16 protein-coding genes and 3 tRNA genes are annotated in these 16,174 nt (G+C 68.2%); 10 read left to right on the plus strand and 9 right to left on the minus strand.

The window, feature by feature from the left end; translation table 11 throughout:
• Positions 1 to 48: 48 nt before the first annotated feature.
• A complete protein-coding gene (locus N802_RS07350; RefSeq protein WP_035914466.1) occupies positions 49 to 732 on the minus strand; it encodes a dihydrofolate reductase family protein in 684 nt (227 codons plus the stop codon).
• Between the two features lie 52 nt (positions 733 to 784).
• Between N802_RS07350 and N802_RS07355 the strand changes: the two genes are divergently transcribed.
• Positions 785 to 1,687: a polyphosphate kinase 2 family protein gene (locus N802_RS07355; protein WP_035914167.1), complete on the plus strand. Its 903-nt coding sequence runs from the start codon at positions 785 to 787 to the stop codon at positions 1,685 to 1,687.
• 27 nt (positions 1,688 to 1,714) lie between these two features.
• Here the strand turns inward: N802_RS07355 and N802_RS07360 are convergent, their stop codons facing one another.
• On the minus strand, positions 1,715 to 3,358 hold the full coding sequence (locus N802_RS07360; RefSeq protein WP_035914170.1) for an acyl-CoA dehydrogenase family protein: 1,644 nt from the start codon (positions 3,356 to 3,358) through the stop codon (positions 1,715 to 1,717).
• A gap of 113 nt (positions 3,359 to 3,471) precedes the next feature.
• Between N802_RS07360 and N802_RS07365 the strand changes: the two genes are divergently transcribed.
• From N802_RS07365 to N802_RS07380, 4 genes are all read left to right on the plus strand, one after another.
• Positions 3,472 to 4,575, plus strand: a complete 1,104-nt coding sequence (locus N802_RS07365) for a YihY/virulence factor BrkB family protein (protein ID WP_035914172.1) — start codon at positions 3,472 to 3,474, stop codon at positions 4,573 to 4,575.
• A gap of 77 nt (positions 4,576 to 4,652) precedes the next feature.
• A tRNA-Gly gene (locus N802_RS07370) sits at positions 4,653 to 4,725 on the plus strand.
• A 24-nt stretch (positions 4,726 to 4,749) separates the two neighbouring features.
• A tRNA-Cys gene (locus N802_RS07375) sits at positions 4,750 to 4,820 on the plus strand.
• Positions 4,821 to 4,837: 17 nt separating this feature from the next.
• Positions 4,838 to 4,909: transfer RNA gene (locus N802_RS07380), tRNA-Val, on the plus strand.
• A gap of 115 nt (positions 4,910 to 5,024) precedes the next feature.
• Here N802_RS07380 and N802_RS07385 read toward each other — a convergent pair.
• Both N802_RS07385 and N802_RS07390 read right to left on the minus strand, forming a co-directional pair.
• A complete protein-coding gene (locus N802_RS07385) occupies positions 5,025 to 5,804 on the minus strand; it encodes an MBL fold metallo-hydrolase (RefSeq protein WP_035914176.1) in 780 nt (259 codons plus the stop codon).
• A 33-nt stretch (positions 5,805 to 5,837) separates the two neighbouring features.
• Positions 5,838 to 7,457, minus strand: a complete 1,620-nt coding sequence (locus N802_RS07390; protein ID WP_035914178.1) for an AMP-binding protein — start codon at positions 7,455 to 7,457, stop codon at positions 5,838 to 5,840.
• A gap of 133 nt (positions 7,458 to 7,590) precedes the next feature.
• Between N802_RS07390 and N802_RS07395 the strand changes: the two genes are divergently transcribed.
• From N802_RS07395 to N802_RS07415, 5 genes are all read left to right on the plus strand, one after another.
• Positions 7,591 to 9,291 carry a GAF domain-containing sensor histidine kinase gene (locus tag N802_RS07395; protein ID WP_052109559.1) on the plus strand — a complete coding sequence of 567 codons (1,701 nt, stop codon included), beginning with the start codon at positions 7,591 to 7,593 and terminating at the stop codon, positions 9,289 to 9,291.
• A 40-nt stretch (positions 9,292 to 9,331) separates the two neighbouring features.
• Positions 9,332 to 10,276 (plus strand): universal stress protein, encoded by a 945-nt coding sequence (locus N802_RS07400; RefSeq protein WP_052109561.1) that lies wholly within the window; start codon positions 9,332 to 9,334, stop codon positions 10,274 to 10,276.
• A gap of 39 nt (positions 10,277 to 10,315) precedes the next feature.
• Entirely contained in the window at positions 10,316 to 10,960 is a 645-nt protein-coding gene (locus N802_RS07405) for a response regulator (RefSeq protein ID WP_035914180.1), read from the plus strand.
• Between the two features lie 110 nt (positions 10,961 to 11,070).
• Positions 11,071 to 11,961: a universal stress protein gene (locus tag N802_RS07410; RefSeq protein ID WP_035914182.1), complete on the plus strand. Its 891-nt coding sequence runs from the start codon at positions 11,071 to 11,073 to the stop codon at positions 11,959 to 11,961.
• Positions 11,958 to 12,386: a pyridoxamine 5'-phosphate oxidase family protein gene (locus tag N802_RS07415; RefSeq protein ID WP_035914184.1), complete on the plus strand. Its 429-nt coding sequence runs from the start codon at positions 11,958 to 11,960 to the stop codon at positions 12,384 to 12,386. The genes N802_RS07410 and N802_RS07415 overlap by 4 nt, the downstream gene beginning before the upstream one ends.
• A gap of 76 nt (positions 12,387 to 12,462) precedes the next feature.
• Here the strand turns inward: N802_RS07415 and N802_RS07420 are convergent, their stop codons facing one another.
• The 5 genes from N802_RS07420 to N802_RS07440 all read right to left on the minus strand — a co-directional run bounded on the left by N802_RS07420 (position 12,463) and on the right by N802_RS07440 (position 16,128).
• Positions 12,463 to 13,047: a CBS domain-containing protein gene (locus tag N802_RS07420; protein ID WP_035914186.1), complete on the minus strand. Its 585-nt coding sequence runs from the start codon at positions 13,045 to 13,047 to the stop codon at positions 12,463 to 12,465.
• A complete protein-coding gene (locus tag N802_RS07425; protein WP_052109565.1) occupies positions 13,034 to 14,335 on the minus strand; it encodes an acetyl-CoA hydrolase/transferase family protein in 1,302 nt (433 codons plus the stop codon). The genes N802_RS07420 and N802_RS07425 overlap by 14 nt, the downstream gene beginning before the upstream one ends.
• The gene (locus N802_RS07430; protein ID WP_084071969.1) at positions 14,332 to 14,799 is read right to left on the minus strand and encodes a pyridoxamine 5'-phosphate oxidase family protein; all 468 of its coding nucleotides are present in this window, start codon (positions 14,797 to 14,799) and stop codon (positions 14,332 to 14,334) included. Before N802_RS07430 ends, N802_RS07425 begins: the two co-directional genes overlap by 4 nt.
• Before the next feature lie 124 nt (positions 14,800 to 14,923).
• Positions 14,924 to 15,520 carry a DoxX family membrane protein gene (locus tag N802_RS07435; protein ID WP_035914189.1) on the minus strand — a complete coding sequence of 199 codons (597 nt, stop codon included), beginning with the start codon at positions 15,518 to 15,520 and terminating at the stop codon, positions 14,924 to 14,926.
• A 119-nt stretch (positions 15,521 to 15,639) separates the two neighbouring features.
• Positions 15,640 to 16,128: a DUF6328 family protein gene (locus tag N802_RS07440; protein WP_035914191.1), complete on the minus strand. Its 489-nt coding sequence runs from the start codon at positions 16,126 to 16,128 to the stop codon at positions 15,640 to 15,642.
• Positions 16,129 to 16,174 lie beyond the last annotated feature (46 nt).

Raw genomic sequence — 16,174 nt, forward strand, 5'->3', positions numbered from 1 at the left:
GTTGGGGACGGTGAACGTTCAACGTCCCCAACAGAGGAATTCGGTGAGCTAGGGACGGGGGAGGTGCCAGAGGCCGAGGAGGGAACCGTCCTCCTCGAGCAGGTGGATGATCTCGGCGTCGAGTCCTGCCTCACCGCCCAGTGGATCGCCGGCGACCACGCGGAGGTGGTCGCCTCCGACGACACGTGGGGCCAAAGTGAGTGCGAACTCGTCGACGACCCCGGCGCCGAGGAGGTCGTGGAAGAGGTGTGGACCGCCCTCGGCGAGGATGCGCGGCATACCGGCTCCACGAAGGCGAGCGACCACGCCCGGGAGGTCGACCGAGTCTTCCCCCACGATCCACACGTCATCGCTCTCCTCGCGACCGGATGCAGCGCAGGTCACGAGGACCGCCTCACCATCGCCGGAGGCCAGGGAATCCGGTAGGTGGCCACGGGCACTCACGACGATGATGGGCTTCCCTCCGCGTCGGTAGCCCTCCGCGCGAACGGTTCCGGCCCCGACGAGGACGCAGTCGGCGAGGTTTCGCTGGAGCTGGAAGACCCGTCCGTCGGCCTTCGTGTTGATCGACCCACTGAGCCCGTCACCACCGACGGCGGAGCCGTCCAACGTGCTGACGAAGTTGGCGCGGAGGCCCCCGTCAGTGGGCCAGTCATAGAGCCGTGACAGGTCCTCCTCGCTGAGCAGCCCCGGCGAGAAGGTGCGTGATCGGTTGTCGAGAAGGAGGCGCACAAACGCGAGTGTGGCACCCACCGGACCACGTTCGGCCTGACAGGATGCCGGAATGGCGAAGAAGACTGGCAAGGACAAGAAGGACACCAAGGTCAAGAAGGCCAAGAAGGCGGTGACTCCAGCGTCATTCACCGAGGCCCTGCGCGCCGGTGAGGGCTTCGAGCTCACGACGCTCGACCCTCGGTCGACTCCGGCCTTCGACGGCGACAAGGTTGCCGGCGAGGAGGCTTTGGCCGGGCTGGGCGACGAGCTCGCCGAACTGCAGGAGCGGCTGTATGCCGAGTCCAAGGCCGATGGCACGCGCTCGGTGCTGTTGATCATCCAGGGCATGGACACCTCGGGCAAGGGCGGCATCATGCGCCACGTCGTTGGGGCGTTCGATCCGCAAGGGGTCGAGATCACGTCCTTCAAGGCACCGACCGCCGAGGAGAAGAAGCACCCGTTCCTGTGGCGTATCCGCAAGGCCCTCCCGAGTCCCGGTGACATCGGTGTCTTCGACCGCTCGCACTACGAGGACGTCCTCATCGTGCGGGTCCACGACCTCGTCCCACGCAGCCAGTGGTCCCGGCGCTATGCCCAGATCAACGCCTTCGAGAAGGAGGTCGCAGAGGCTGGCACGACGATCATCAAGGTGATGCTCCACATCTCCAGCGACGAGCAGAAGGCGCGCCTTGCCGAAAGGCTGGAACGGCCTGACAAGCACTGGAAGTTCAACCCCGGCGACATCGACGAGAGGGCGCACTGGCCGGCATACCAGGAGGCTTATCAGGCGGCCATCGACAAGTGCTCGACCGAGGTTGCACCGTGGTTCGTCGTACCGGCAGATCGCAAGTGGTACGCGCGACTGGCCGTCACGGAACTGGTGCTCGAGCACCTGCGTGCCCTGGACCCGCAGTGGCCCAAGGCCGACTTCGACGTCGAGGCAGAAAAGAAGCGGCTCGCCCAACTTCCCTGAGTGGAACTCCCTGATCGGCCGGTGCGCTCAGGCCCAGGCGCGGTCGAGGATCTCCGTGACCTCGGCCGCGCCGATGTCGTTCAGGGTTCCAAACGTCGCCCCATGGCCACCGGAGTCCAGTCGTCCCGCGATGAACGCGCCCGAGACGGCGGTGGGGGAGTGCTGGGTGAGGAGTGCCGCCTGCAGAGTGACCGCGAGGTGCTCGACGACGCGTCGTGCCTGCCACTGCCCGACGTTGGTTCCCGCTGTGGCAACGAGCCCCGGCACCAGGTCGATCGCGTGGTCGAGACGCCGGTCGTGGCCCCGGGCCTGCGAGAGTTCCTTGTCCAGGGCCGCGACCGAGGCCGGCTCACGCGTCATGGCACGCAGGACGTCGAGGGCGCCGACGTTTCCTGAGCCCTCCCAGATCGAGTTGAGTGGGGCCTCACGGTAGAGGCGGGCCAGACCGTTCTCCTCGACATAGCCGGCCCCGCCGAGACACTCCAACGACTCGGCGACCATGGGCGCGGCCCGCTTGCAGACCCAGAACTTCCCGAGTGCCACAGCCAACCGGGCGAACTCCACTTCGCCGGCATCGACGGCATGGGCCAACCGCAGGCCGAGGACCTCCGCGGCCTCGGCCTCGAGGGCGAGGTCGGCGAGAACATTGCGCATGAGCGGTTGCTCGATCAGGTTGGCCCCGAAGGCGGATCGGTGGCGGGCGTGATGCATCGCGCGGGAGAGGGCCTCGCGCATCGTCGCCGACGAGCCGAGCACGCAGTCGAGCCGTGTCGACGACACCATCTCGATGATCGTCCGGATCCCGCGGCCCTCCTCGCCGACCCGAACAGCCCAGGCGCCCTCGAACTCGACTTCTGACGACGCGTTGGAGCGATTGCCCAGCTTGTCCTTGAGCCGTTGAAGCCGCAGGGCGTTGCGGGTGCCGTCGTCGAGCATCCGCGGGACGAGGAAGCACGTCACACCAGAGTCAGTTGTCGCCAGCACGAGGAAGACGTCGCTCATCGGGGCCGAGAAGAACCACTTGTGCCCGGTGAGCTGATAGGTGTCGCCACCCGCGATGGGGCCGCCGGCGATGGCGGTGGCTCTCGTGACGTTGGCCCGGACGTCGGAGCCGCCCTGCTTCTCGGTCATGCCCATGCCGGCGATCGCCGAACCCTTCGCCGAGAATGGCGCCAGCACGGGGTCGTAGTCCCGCGACGCGAGCCTGGGAAGCCAGCGGGCGGCCAGGTCGGGGGAGGACGACAGAGCTGGCGCCGCGGCATACGTCATCGACACCGGACACAGGTGACCTGCCTCCGCACGCGACCACGTCATGAACCCGAGGGCTCGGCGGAGGTGGGCGCCGCTCCCAGCGGGACGTGTCCACGGCTCGGCCGTCAGGCCGTGACCCACGGCAACGCGCATGAGGTCGTGATAGCTCCGGTCGTACTCGACCTCGTCGACGCGCGCGCCGGTGCGGTCGTGGGTGCGCAGCCGTGGAGTGTCGCGGTGTGCGTCGTCGGCCCATGCCTGGGTCTCCACGCTGCCGGCGAGGGCTCCGAGGGCGGTGAGATCGGAGGCATCTGCGGGGTCGCCCCAGCGCTCCAGAGCTTCGGTCGCAGCCGCGTTGCTGGTGTAGAGGTTGTGGCCGACGAAGTCGGGCACCTGATTCACGACGTCGTGGGTGTGCACGCGCGGAGAGTAGCCCGTCGGGGGACGTCGCGGGCGATTCGTGACCCGCTTGTTGCCCCTCGCACCCCGTGTCACGCACGTCACACCCGGAACGGGGCGGATAGCGTGATGGGGTGACCGATGCGAAGCGACGCCTGCGTCGTTGGCTGGCGCGATTCCCTGCCCTCGAGGCGCTGGCGCGACTCACGGTGGAGACGATCCGCATCTGCCTGCGCTACCGGGTGACCGGGCTGGCCTCCGAGGCAGGCTTCTTCGCGTTGTTGTCGTTGCCCCCGCTCGTGCTCGGGCTCTTCGGCGGCGTCGGCTACGTCGGGCGCTGGCTGGGCGAGGACACCGTCGAGACGGTGCGTCTGGCGATCAACGACTTCGCGGCGCGCTTCCTCACCGCCGACGTCATCGACTCGACGCTGGCGCCGACGGTGGACGACGTGTTCACTGCTGGGCGTTTTGACCTCATCTCGGTCGGGTTCGTCCTGTCGCTGTGGTCCGGCTCGCGAGCCCTCAACGTCCTCGTCGACACGGTCTCGATCATGTACGGCCAGTCCGGCGTGCGGGGGATCGTGCAGACCCGGGCATTGAGCTTCTCGCTCTATGTCGTGGCGCTGCTCGTCGGCGTCATCACCATTCCGCTGGTCCTCATCGGCCCGACGCTCCTGGGACAGTTCCTCCCGGATCGGCTGGACTTCCTGACCTACTTGTACTGGCCGGTCGTGTCCCTGCTGGTCATCGCGGCCTTCACGAGCCTCTACCACGTGTCGACGCCCGTGCGGAGCCCGTGGACGCGGGACGTGCCCGGTGCCATCCTCACGCTCCTCATCTGGGTCGTGGCGTCCTTTGCCGTGCGTGGGTCCATCGCTGCGTCGCTGGACGGCGCGTCGATCTATGGGCCGCTCAGCGCCCCGATCGTCCTGTTGATCTGGCTCTACATGCTCGCGATCGCCGTGCTCATCGGGGCTGCGCTCAACGGCGCCATTCGCACGCTCTGGCCCTCGTCCGACGAACGTGGACTGCGGACGCGACTGATGGGCTGGGTGCGATCCGCACCGACCACGGTGGCCGCGGACGACGATGGAGCGGAAGATGAGGCCGACGATGACGACGACGTGGACGACCTGGACCTGCGCGGAATCCGCGAGGCGGCGCGGCGACCGCTCACGCCGATCACCGACGACGAAACCGTGGTCATCCCGCGGATCAGGGTCGGATCCGGCCGATGACAGGGGTCGGTTTTGAGTTCACGTCCGAGATCAGTTAAGTTTCTCTCCGCACCACGAAGGAAACTTCGCGAGTGAGTGCGGATGTAGCTCAGTTGGTAGAGCGCAACCTTGCCAAGGTTGAGGTCGCCGGTTCGAACCCGGTCATCCGCTCGGAGGGTTTAGCCGCCCCTAAATGGTGGAGTGGCCGAGAGGCGAGGCAGCGGCCTGCAAAGCCGTTTACACGGGTTCAAATCCCGTCTCCACCTCGAGTAGTACCCCTCACGGGCGATTGGCGCAGTGGTAGCGCGCTTCCTTGACACGGAAGAGGTCACTGGTTCAAACCCAGTATCGCCCACGGACAGAACCGCTGGTCAGAGACATGGTCTCTGACCAGCGGTTTTCTCATGCGCCTGCCAGCTCATTCGTGCTCGGCTCCAGGCGGCACTGTTCGCGTACGTCACCGAACCGTCCTAGCCGCCGTTCACGGGCACAGTCACTGAACCGCCCACATCCAGCACGAGCGCCCTGCAGCGCGGAGCTTCGCGACTGAGCGCCTCCTCGAAGTGCGGCCCTGCGGAGTCCATCCACCCCCGTGGGAACGATTTCCCCCCGGGCACGTGCAGGGTCTTCCAGTGCACCGGGATGCCCCACCCGGCACCGCTGAGTCGGCACGCGGAGGCCGCTTCGCCGGGACCCATGTGTCCCGGCGAGAGCCGTGGCCCCCACCCTCCGACGGGCACGACGGCAACGTCGATCGGCGCTCCGGCCATCACTGGCAGGTTCGCCATCTCCGGGTAGACGTCGGTGTCGCCGGCCAGCCACACGACACCCGACGGTCCCCGCACGAGGTGACCGTTGGCTGCGTTGGGTCGGTGCGGCATCGGCCGCGAGCGATGCACCGCATCGACCAACCGGACCGACACTCCAGCGCTGTCCCCGACAGGCATCCACTCGCCGTCAAGGAGTCCACGACCGTCCAGCCCCTTCTTCCGGACCCACCCCGCATTCTCCACGGCGGTCAGCACGGGCACGTCACCGAGCATTCTGAGCGAAGCCGGCTCGGCGTGATCGTGGTGGAGGTGGGAGAGGAGCACGGCGTCCGCGCCTGACCATGACTCACGTTGCGGCCGGGCGCCACGCCGCCGAAGGATCCCGTTGTGCTGCTTCAGGAGCGGGTCCGCGACCAAGCGGACGCCATCGATGTCCAGCACGACGGTGGCGTGGCCGAGCCAGGTGAGGGCGATGGTCACGCGGGGCTCGCCGACTCAATGGCCATGGATCGTTCAGCCCTCCAGGCCCAGAATCTTCGTGGACTCCTCGCGCATCTCGACCTTGCGCACCTTGCCCGTCACCGTCATCGGGAACTCATCGACGACCATGACGTAGCGGGGAATCTTGTAGTGCGCCAGCTTGCCCGTCGCATACGCCCGCACCGCTTCGGCATCGAGTGGCGTTGCATCCGGCCGCATCCGAACCCACGCGCACAACTCCTCTCCGTACTTCTCGTCCGGCACACCGATGACCTGGACGTCCTCGATGTCGGGGTGACCGTAGAGGAAGTCCTCCACCTCGCGCGGATAGACGTTCTCGCCACCTCGGATGACCATGTCCTTGATCCGGCCTACGATGACGCAGTAGCCGTCCTCGCGCATCACGGCGAGGTCACCCGTGTGCATCCATCCCTCGTCATCGATCGCTTCCGCCGTCTTCTCCGGGTCATTCCAATAGCCGACCATCACCGAGTAGCCGCGGGTCTGGAACTCGCCGGTCTCGCCGCGCTCCACAGGTTCGTTGGTGACCGGGTCCACGACGCGGATCTCCACGTGCGGGTGGACGCGACCGATGGTCGCAGTACGCCGATCGAGGTCGTCGTCCGTCCGCGTCTGGCACGAGACCGGAGAGGTCTCCGTCATCCCGTAGGCGATCGAGACCTCCTCCATGTGCATGTCGGTGACGCACCGCTTCATGACCTCGACAGGGCAGATCGAGCCGGCCATGATGCCGCTACGGAGGGAGGCGAGATCCCGGTCGGCGAAGCCGGGGGAGTTCTGCATCGCGATGAACATCGTGGGAACGCCGTAGAGGACCGTGCAGCGCTCCGTTTCGACCGCCTCGAGCGTCAAGGACGCGTCGAACGCCGGTCCCGGAATCACGATCGTCGCGCCATGCGTCGTGCAGCCGAGGTTGGCCATCACCATGCCGAAGCAGTGATAGAAGGGCACCGGGACGCACAGACGGTCCTCTGCCGTGAGTGCGATGGTCTCGGTGACGAAGTAGCCGTTGTTGAGGATGTTGTGGTGGCTCAGGGTCGCGCCCTTGGGTCGGCCCGTCGTGCCTGAGGTGTACTGGATGTTGATCGGGTCGAAGGCATCCAGACGATTCATGCGCTCCGCAACCGCCCCGTCGGGCAGACCCTCACCCAGGGTCACGAGGTCCGACCAGTCGTCGGTGTCGATGAAGACGGTCCGCTCGAGTCCGGGGCACTCGGGCGCCACCTCGGCGACCATCGATCGGTAGTCGCTCGTCTTGAACCCACTCGCACTGAGCAGCATCCGCAGGCCGCTCTGGTTGACGACATAGGCCAGCTCATGCGTGCGGTATGCCGGGTTGACGTTGACGAGCACCACGCCGGCTTTCGCTGTGGCGTACTGGGCGAGCACCCACTCCGCGCAGTTGGGCGCCCAGATACCCACGCGATCACCGACTTCGAGCCCCGAGGCCATGAGGCCGCGGGCCACAGCGTTGACGTCACGGTCGAACTCGGCCCATGTCCAGCGCCGTCCGGTCGCGACCTCGACGAGTGCCTCGGCGTCGGGTCTCGCGGCGACCGTGCGCTCGAGGTTGGCTCCGATCGTCTCGGTGAGGAGCGGCTGGTCCGTCTCTCCTGAGGCGTACGACTTCACGGTGACCTCCAACGTTTCGGCGCGTCAATGAACCTGCCGCGAGAGTAGTCATCGGTGCTGTCGCAGGGGGCGGACCAGCCACACCCTGGATGACGTCCGCGGCTGTGAACGCGGCACGCCATACGATCGCGTCGTGACTGATGACGCGTCGCACGCCCGACAGCCGGCAGCCGCCAAGGCGCCGGAGAGCCGTGCGCCCTGGCCCCTCTCGGGTCTCGAGCTGGACGACCTCATCGAGGAGCTGCGAGGTCGGGCGAGCAGCGCCCGCGCCTCTCAGGAGCGCCTCGGCTCGCTCCTGAGCGCGGTGCTCGCGGTGAGCTCGGACCTTGAACTCGGTGAGGTTCTTCACCGGATCGTCGTGGCCGCCTGCGACCTCGTTGATGCCACCTACGGCGCCCTGGGCGTCATCGGCACCAGCGGTGAGGAGCTGGTCGAGTTCGTGACCCACGGCGTGACGCCCGAGGAGCGAGCGGCGATCGGACCGCTGCCCCACGGGCATGGGCTCCTGGGTCTGATCATCCGCAGCCCTCATCCGCAACGAGTGAGCAGCATCGGAGAACACGCGGAGAGCTATGGGTTCCCTCCGAACCACCCGCCCATGACGAGCTTCCTCGGGACGCCGGTGCGGATCCGGAACCAGGTCTTCGGCAACCTCTACCTCACGGACAAGCGCTCGGCGCCGGCCTTCACCGAGGACGACGAGGCAATCCTCACGGCGCTGGCCGCGGCCGCCGGCGTGGCGATCGAGAACGCACGCCTGTACGAGCGAGCGCGCACCGAGCACGCGTGGGGAGAGGTGCTCAGTGACGCGACCCAAGGTCTGCTCGCGGGGAGGGAGCCTGAGGACGTGCTCTCCGACGTGTCCGCCAGAATCCGCGACCTCACGAATGCGGTTGCCTGCGTGATCGCACTGCGTCACGCGGCCGATCTTGAGGTCGCCGCCGTCGCGTCTGCGGATACGGGGGGCGCTGCGAGCCCTCGCGCCGGCGAGATCATTCGCGAGCCCCAGGTCCTGGCGGCCATGCTCGCCCCTGCCACCGTGGTGCCCAGTGGCTCTCAGGGGTCGCGCGCCCTCGTCCCCTTGCCGTTGGGTGACAGTCCCCTCGGGGTGCTCGTCGTGGACTGGTCCGTCGGGGACCAGTCCGAGCACGTGCAACACCTCGAGGCCTTCGGTCGGAGCCTCGCGGTCTCCCTCGGCGCAGCGAGGGCGCGCGTCGACCGAGCACGGTCCGAGTTGCTCGAGGACCGCGACCGGATCGCGCGGGACATGCATGACAACGTCATCCAGCGTCTGTTCGCGACGGGTATGTCGTTGCAGTCGGCGGGGCCCATGAGTTCTCCGGAGGTCCGCGACAAGCTCGACGGTGCGGTGGACGAACTCGATGCGGCGATCAAGGACATCCGTCACACGATCTTCGCCCTCCATCGCGTTCCCGGAGGGCGACCGCTGACCGCGGAGATCGCGACTGTGTGTGGAGACGCTGCGGTGACACTGGGCTTCTCGCCTCACCTGCGACTGTCCGGCCCTGTCGCCGAAATCCCCGAGGCACTCGGCGCGGAGTTGCTGTCCGTCGTCCGCGAGGCTCTGAGCAACGCGGCGCGACATGCGAGTGCAACAGAGGTCACGGTCACGGTCGACGTGGGCGACGCCGTCACCGTCGTCGTGGAGGACGACGGGCGCGGCATCCGCGAGGATGTGGTCAGATCTGGTCTGGCGAACCTGGCACGACGCGCGGAGGGACGTGGCGGCAGCCTGACCCTCGGCAGTCGTCGTCCCACGGGCACGCGTCTGGAGTGGAGGGTCCCCGTGGCCCCTGGTGAATCCGGGACCTAGTGCCCTGTCGTAGGTCGTCCCTCAGACAGACGATCGAGTCATGACGGACCTCATCGAGCGCGAGACGCGGGCTAGGGCTTCGGAGAAGCCGTCCGGACGCGGAATCGTCGCGGGCTACGACGAGACCCCCGAGTCAGAACTGGCGCTGCGTTGGGCTGCCGAACGCGCCCTTGCGCTCGGGCGGCGACTCACGGTCGTCTATGCCGTGGATCCGCTCGTTCCACTGCGCGCCCGGTCGGATCGCTCGGCGGCCAGTCCGCAGGCCGTCCACCGGGCAGTCCGTGAGGTCGCCGGACGCGGTGCTGAGCTCGTGCGGCACGCCCACCCCACGATCGACGTGCGAAGCATCGGGGTGGTGGGGCCACCCTCCGCCGAGCTGGTGGCGATGTCCGAGGACGCGGAACTCGTGGTCGTCGGCCGTCGGCGAAGTGCTCGTTCCGGGGCCAACCTCGGATCCATCTCGTTCGCGCTCGGTGCGCACTCCCGATGCCCGGTGGTCGTGGTCCAAGGGGACGGTCACGCGACGATCGGTCCGGAGCACCCGGTTGTGGTCGGCGTGGACACGTCCCGCTCGGCCAGGCGGGCGGTGTCCTTCGCTGCGGGCGTGGCCGCGGCGTCGGATGCGGATCTCGTGATCGTCTCGACGTGGACCCCGGCCGAGATGGAGCCGTGGATGTCCCGGTTGTGGCCGCTGGGCCAGGCCGACGCGACAGGAGGGGTGGCCGACCGCGGGCGGGCCGAGGACTGCGTGGCGGAAGCCCTGGCGCAGGTGCGAAGAACCCATCCTCACGTGCGCGCCAGCACTCGGACGCTCCGAGCAGAGGCTGACCAGGGCTTGCTCACGACTGCTGCGGGAGCCGGCCTGCTCGTCGTGGGATCGCGTGGGCGAGGCGGATTCGTCGGCCTGCTGCTGGGATCGGTGAGCCGCGCGGTGCTGCGGCTGGCCGACCTTCCCGTCGCGGTGGTGCGCAACGGGTCACTGTGACCGCCTTGCCTAGAATCGGAAGAGATACGAGGAGGACGGATGATCCGCGTCTATCTGCTCGATGACCACGAGGTGGTGCGTCGGGGTGTGCGCGAACTGCTCGATGTCGAGGACGACATCGAGGTCGTGGGGGAGGCGTCGACGGCGGCAGAGGCAACGCGTCGCATTCCAGCCCTCCGTCCGCACGTCATGGTCCTCGACGCCCGTCTCCCGGACGGTTCCGGGATCGATGTATGCCGTGACGTCCGTTCCGTCGATCCGTCCATCGCCGGGCTGATCCTGACCTCGTTCGATGACGACGGGGCCTTGCGCGCGGCAGTGCTGGCTGGCGCAGCGGGCTATCTGCTCAAGGACATCCGCGGAACCCAGCTGGTGAACACGATCCGCCGGGTCGCGCGGGGCGAATCACTCCTCGATGGCCACGTTGTCGCCCGATTGCGGGAGCAATGGGGCCACGACGTCGATGACCCGCGCCTGGCTGCCCTCTCACCACAGGAACGCCGCATCCTGCAGCACATCGCCGAGGGCCTGACGAACCGACAGATCGGCGAGTCGATGTCTCTCGCCGAGAAGACGGTCAAGAACTACGTGACGTCAGTGCTCGCCAAGATGGGTCTGGAGCGCCGGACCCAGGCGGCGATCTATGTGGCCAGGCACGGTCTGGCCGACTCCAGCGCGAGCTGATCCGGCTCGTCAGGTGGGGCCCGAGGGCGGGACCAACGGCCCTACGAATCGGTCCGAGCCGGCGCGATCCTGAAGGGGCAAGCATCCCCGCACCCGCCCCAGGAGGACCCGTGAACACCCAGTCATCCCGACCCGTCGTCGTGGGATACGACGGAAGCGCAGCCGGAGACTCCGCACTCTCGTGGGCTGCCCGCGAAGCCGCCCGTCGCAACGCGACCCTCCATGTCGTCGTCGCGACGGGTGTGCCCTTCGCGACCGCCCCAGGCTTCGGCGCAGCCTGGCCGTGGCCGGACGACCTGGACGATGCCCTGCTCACCCAGGCGAAGGAAAGGCTCGGCGACTCCACCGAGGGCATCCCGGTCGTCACGGAATCGACCATCGGAACCCCGGCGAGCGTTCTCGTGGAGGCCTCGAAGTGGGCCGAGATCGTCGTGGTCGGGCGCCGGCGACACACCGTGATCGGTGAGTTCGTGGGTGGCTCGACTTCGGCCCAGGTGGCAGCGCACGCCGCGTGCCCGGTGGTCGTTGTCGAGGACGGGAAGCCGGGAGCCCCGGACGGACAGATCATCGTGGGCGTCGACGGGTCCGAGCCCAATGAGTCCGCGATCGCGTTGGCGTTCGACTGGGCTTCGTCCGTCGGGGCCCCGGTGGTCCTCGTCCATGCCTGGGCTCTCGACGTCCCCGTGAGCTTCGAGGCCGCGCAACTCAGTCAGGCCATCGTCGAGGAGGTGGAGGAGCGTCAACGCGTCTTCCTGGACGAGACTGTCCTTGCCTGGTCCGCGAAGTACCCCGAGGTCGACGTTCGCTCGGTCCTCAGCCGCGACCGCACGGTCCCTGCGATGCTCGCAGAGGCGAAGGGTGCCCAGCTTCTCGTCGTGGGGAGCCGCGGGCACGGTGGCTTCGTCGGCCTCCTCCTCGGCTCCGTGAGCCAGGGCCTCATCCACCACGAGCGCCCGTGCCCGTTGGTCGTGGTGCACGCCGAACAGGTGGGGTCACGATGAGCCTCGACGCGCCGACCGATCACACAGGGCTCCGGGTCATGGGTGCCGAGGAGTGCCTGGAGCGCCTCGCGTCGGTCCCCGTCGGACGAATCGCCTTCACGGGGAATGGCAAGGTGGCCATCCTTCCGGTTCATCACGTCGTCAAGGGGGTCGACGTGTGCTTTCGCACGAGCGGCGGCTCCAAGATCGAGGCCGCGGCGGATCATGCCTCCGTGGGCTTCGAGGTGGACTCCTACGACCCGTCCACCCGCTCCGGGTGGAGCGTCACGGTGTCCGGCATCGCGACGGTCGTCGACGACGACGGCCTCGTCGTCGAACTCGAGGCCTCCGACCCGACGCCCTGGACCATGGGCGACAGGTCGCGGGAAGTGTGGATCCGGATCAGGACGGACGAGCTGTCCGGGCGCGAGCTGACGCGGACCTGATCGGCGGACGCGGCGAAACGCGAGGTATGCCGGGAACACGAGTTCCCGGCATACCTTGTGCTTGAAGGTGAATCGCTCAGGTGAGGTGCACGCTGCGTACGCCGGGCACGGTCGCGACCACCGCGCGGGCCGCGTCATCCAGACCGTCGTTCGATGCCGCGAGCAGCACGTGTCCCGACTCGACCTGGACGGTTCGAGAAGCGAGCCCCGCACGGTCAAGTGCGAGGGCGATGGCGTCGGCCACGACCGCGCTCGGCGCGGACAGGACGCGCACGATGTCGCTCCTGCTGACCACACCCAGGAGGTGACCTCGGTCGTCCACGACGGGCAGGCTCTTGAACCCGAACTCGGCGAACGTCGCGGCCACGTCGGCGCAGTCCGCGTATGTGGGCACGGTCGTCGGGTCCGAGGTCATAACCTCGCTGACCAGCCGCGTCGCCGGTTCGTCCTGAACCGAGGGTCGCAGGTGCGCTCGGGGATCAGCGGGGAGCCTCTCGCGCAGCACGTCGGCCTCCGACACGATGCCCACGACCAGGCCGTGCTCGTCCACGATCGGGACAGCGCTGATCCGGGCTCGGCCCAGAAGCTCGGCCGCAGCGTCGACCGACGCTTCCAGTGGCAAGGACCGGGCCGGACTCGTCATGACCTCAGACACGAGCATGGGGCTGCCTTCCCTCGATTCGTGCGGATGCTGAGTTGGCTCCCGCGATGAGGCCCAGGGCCTCGGCCTCTTCCCACAGGTCGTCGCGGACGCTGGGGTGGGCGACCTCGATGAGGTGCCGCGCCTGCGCCTCTGCGTCCCACCCGAGCATCTCTGCCGTGCCCTGCTCGGTGATGACGGCCGTGTGCTGGAAGGACGTGACGGGTCCCTCCAGCAGAGCCACGATCGACGAGACATCTGCGCGTGGGTGCCAGGAACGCAGGGCCATGATGGCCTGCCCACCTGCCGAGTCCATCGCGCCGGAGACGAAGTCACACTGGCCGCCGAAACCCGAGTGAAGGCGCGAACCCACGTGCGTGGCGTTGGCCTGGTCGTACAGGTCGACGGCGAGTGCCGTGTTGATGCTCGTCATGGCGGGATGGGCGGCGATCCGGCCAGGGTCGTTCACCACCTCGGTCCGGCGCATCTGGACGCGGGGATTGTCGTTGAGCCAGGCATTGAGCCGCGGGCTGCCCACCGCGAAGGAGGCTGTGATCGGGCGCTCCGGGTCGAGTGCGCCGGCGTCGTCGAGATGCAGCACGCCGTCCGAGACCATCTCGCTCCAGACGCCGAGCCGCCGCTTGCCGGTCAGCCGAGGGACGACGGCATCAGGAATGAGGCCAATCCCCAGTTGCAGCGTCGCACCCGACGCGATCCGTGCTGCGACGTGCGATCCGATGAGCGCCACCTCTGCTGACGAGGGCGAGGCGCTGTGAGTGGCCGCCGGGCGCGCCAGCGACTCGATGACCAGGTCGATGGTCTCGCGGTCGACCTCGGCGTCCCCGTGGGTGTAGGGGATGTCGGTGCGCGACTCCGCGAGGACCAGACCTCCAGTCGCGCGGCAGGACTCCATCGCGGCGGGAAGGATGTTGACCTCCGCACCCAGGGAGACGGGCTGACCCGAACGCAGAGGGGCCACGGCCACCAGCACGACGTCAGGGACGAAGCGACCGGCCAGCAGCGCGGGCACATGGGACAGCCGCGAGGGGATGTAGGACAGCTCGGGAAGGCCCCTGACGCCGGCACCGACGAACGGAGACACGTGCGTGATCCCGGGACGGATGGGAACCCCGCGGGGTGCGTTGAGCATGAACAGTTCACAGTCCTCGACGGTGCCCTCGAGGATTCTCAGGAGGTCCCACGGGACTCCGGCATTGCCACCGGCCACGACCCGAAGCGGGCGCTCGAGCCGACGCGCGTGTTCGCGTAGTGCCGCGGCGACACGGTGCGGGCTGGACGGCGGAGTCACAGCTCGCGGACCCCGCCCACGACGTGGATGCGCCGACCGCTGACGGTGTCGGGCAGGAGGCGCAACAGGTGAGGCTTGGACCCGCCGGCCCATGGGTGGAGGGGGAGCCGCATCACGGCGATCGTCTCGTCCAGATCGGTGACCTCGCGGGCCGTGCCCCGGATGACGACACTCCACGCCTCAGCTCTCTCGAGGTCGTAGCCGTCGACCTCGAAGGCCACCGCCTGGTTGCGGGCCGCGTCGAGCTTCGTGCCCGCAGCGGTCCGCAGGACAACCGTGCCGTGGGCTGCGGCGTAGTTCACCGGGAAGATGTCGGGCGCACCGTCGTGGATGACAGCGAGGCGACCGATGATGCCCTGCCTCAGCAGGTCCCACGACTCTGTCGGGCTCAACTCACGGGTTCCGCCGGCGCCGGCACCGGCGCCGGCTCCGGCGGCGGCCGGGGTGGTCTCGTTCGGGTCCATGTCGCCAGAATGCCGATGTGTGCCTCGTCGGGCACAGGGCCGAAGGTCCCGCAGAATCACGATCCGTTCGAGGACATGACAGAGCCCGGCGGGTCTGCTCACCCGCCGGGCTCCGGCCTTCCTGCTACTTGAGGATGGGGAAGCGCTGGACGATCGAGAGGCTCTCCCACCAGCGGCCGAGGCCGAGGAAGCGGCCGGCTGACACTGCGGCCAACATCCCGAGCACGAGCGCGTAGATGATGTGGTCGTCCATGAAGGGGTTGTTGTCGGGAGGGAGGACCGCGGTCCACATCAGGACGAGCATGAGGGCACCGGACACACTGGAGATGCGGGTGGCCACCCCGAGCATGAGGGACACACCGATCCCGGCGAGCCCGATCATGAAGAGCCAGTTGGCCCAGGAGGCGCCGGCGAAGCTCTGGTAGAACTCGGCGAAGGGGCCCTTGGTGCCGAACGTGAGGAAGCCCTCCGTCGGCGAACCGTCGTTGATCCATGCAGCCGGCCCGAACCGGTCGACGACGCCCGTTTCGGGGTTGCGGCCCGTGGAGAAGCCGAGGGCGAGGAGTTTGTCGAGGAAGGCCCAGAGGAAGATCCACCCGATGGAGATGCGGGTGAGGCCGGCGAACCAGCGGAAGGCCGACGAGCCCGACTCGTCCGCCGACGTTGGCGCGGACGCGTGGGGGCCCTTCACGGTGTCACGAATGCGGACGGGGGAGCTCATTGCTGTTGCCTCCTTGAGGTCTGTCAGCGCCTTGCTGACACCTCAACTCTCGCGACGTTCGCGCACTGGGCACAGGGACCAAGGGCCCGACATCAGGGGAAGCCTCCCGGGGTGCCCGCTCACCCTGACCGGGTGAGCCGGGCGCGCACGACGAGCGGCAGCGCGACCCAGTTGACGGCGAACAGGAGGAGCGCGAGGGCCGCTGCGCCGAGCGCCGCTCCGCGCCCCACGACGACATCGAAGATGAGGAAGACCGCCGCGGTCATGGAGACGGCGAGAGCCACGAGGCCACTCATCGCCGCGCGGTCGGCGAAGGTGACGAGTTCTCGCTTGGCGTGCCGCCTGAAGAGGAGCCGATGGGCGCTCACCGGTGCGACGAGGAGCGCCGTCGCGACGACCGCTGCTGCCAGCGCGACGAGGAACGCATTGCGCTGGATGTCGTCGAGCGTGGTGAACCGCTGCTGGAAGGGGATGGTCAGGAGGAAGCCCGCGAGGATCTGCACACCGGTCTGGGTCACCCGGAGTTCCTGCAGCAACTCGTCGAAGTTGCGATCGAGCCGTTCGGTGTCGGTCTCGTCGCGTTCCGGGTCGGGCTGCACGGGGTCCATCCCGTGACGCTACCGACACTGGGCCGGCGTCGGTGGCCTTCCGCCG

Origin of the sequence: Knoellia sinensis KCTC 19936, assembly GCF_000768705.1 — a bacterium.
GTDB lineage: Bacteria > Actinomycetota > Actinomycetes > Actinomycetales > Dermatophilaceae > Knoellia > Knoellia sinensis.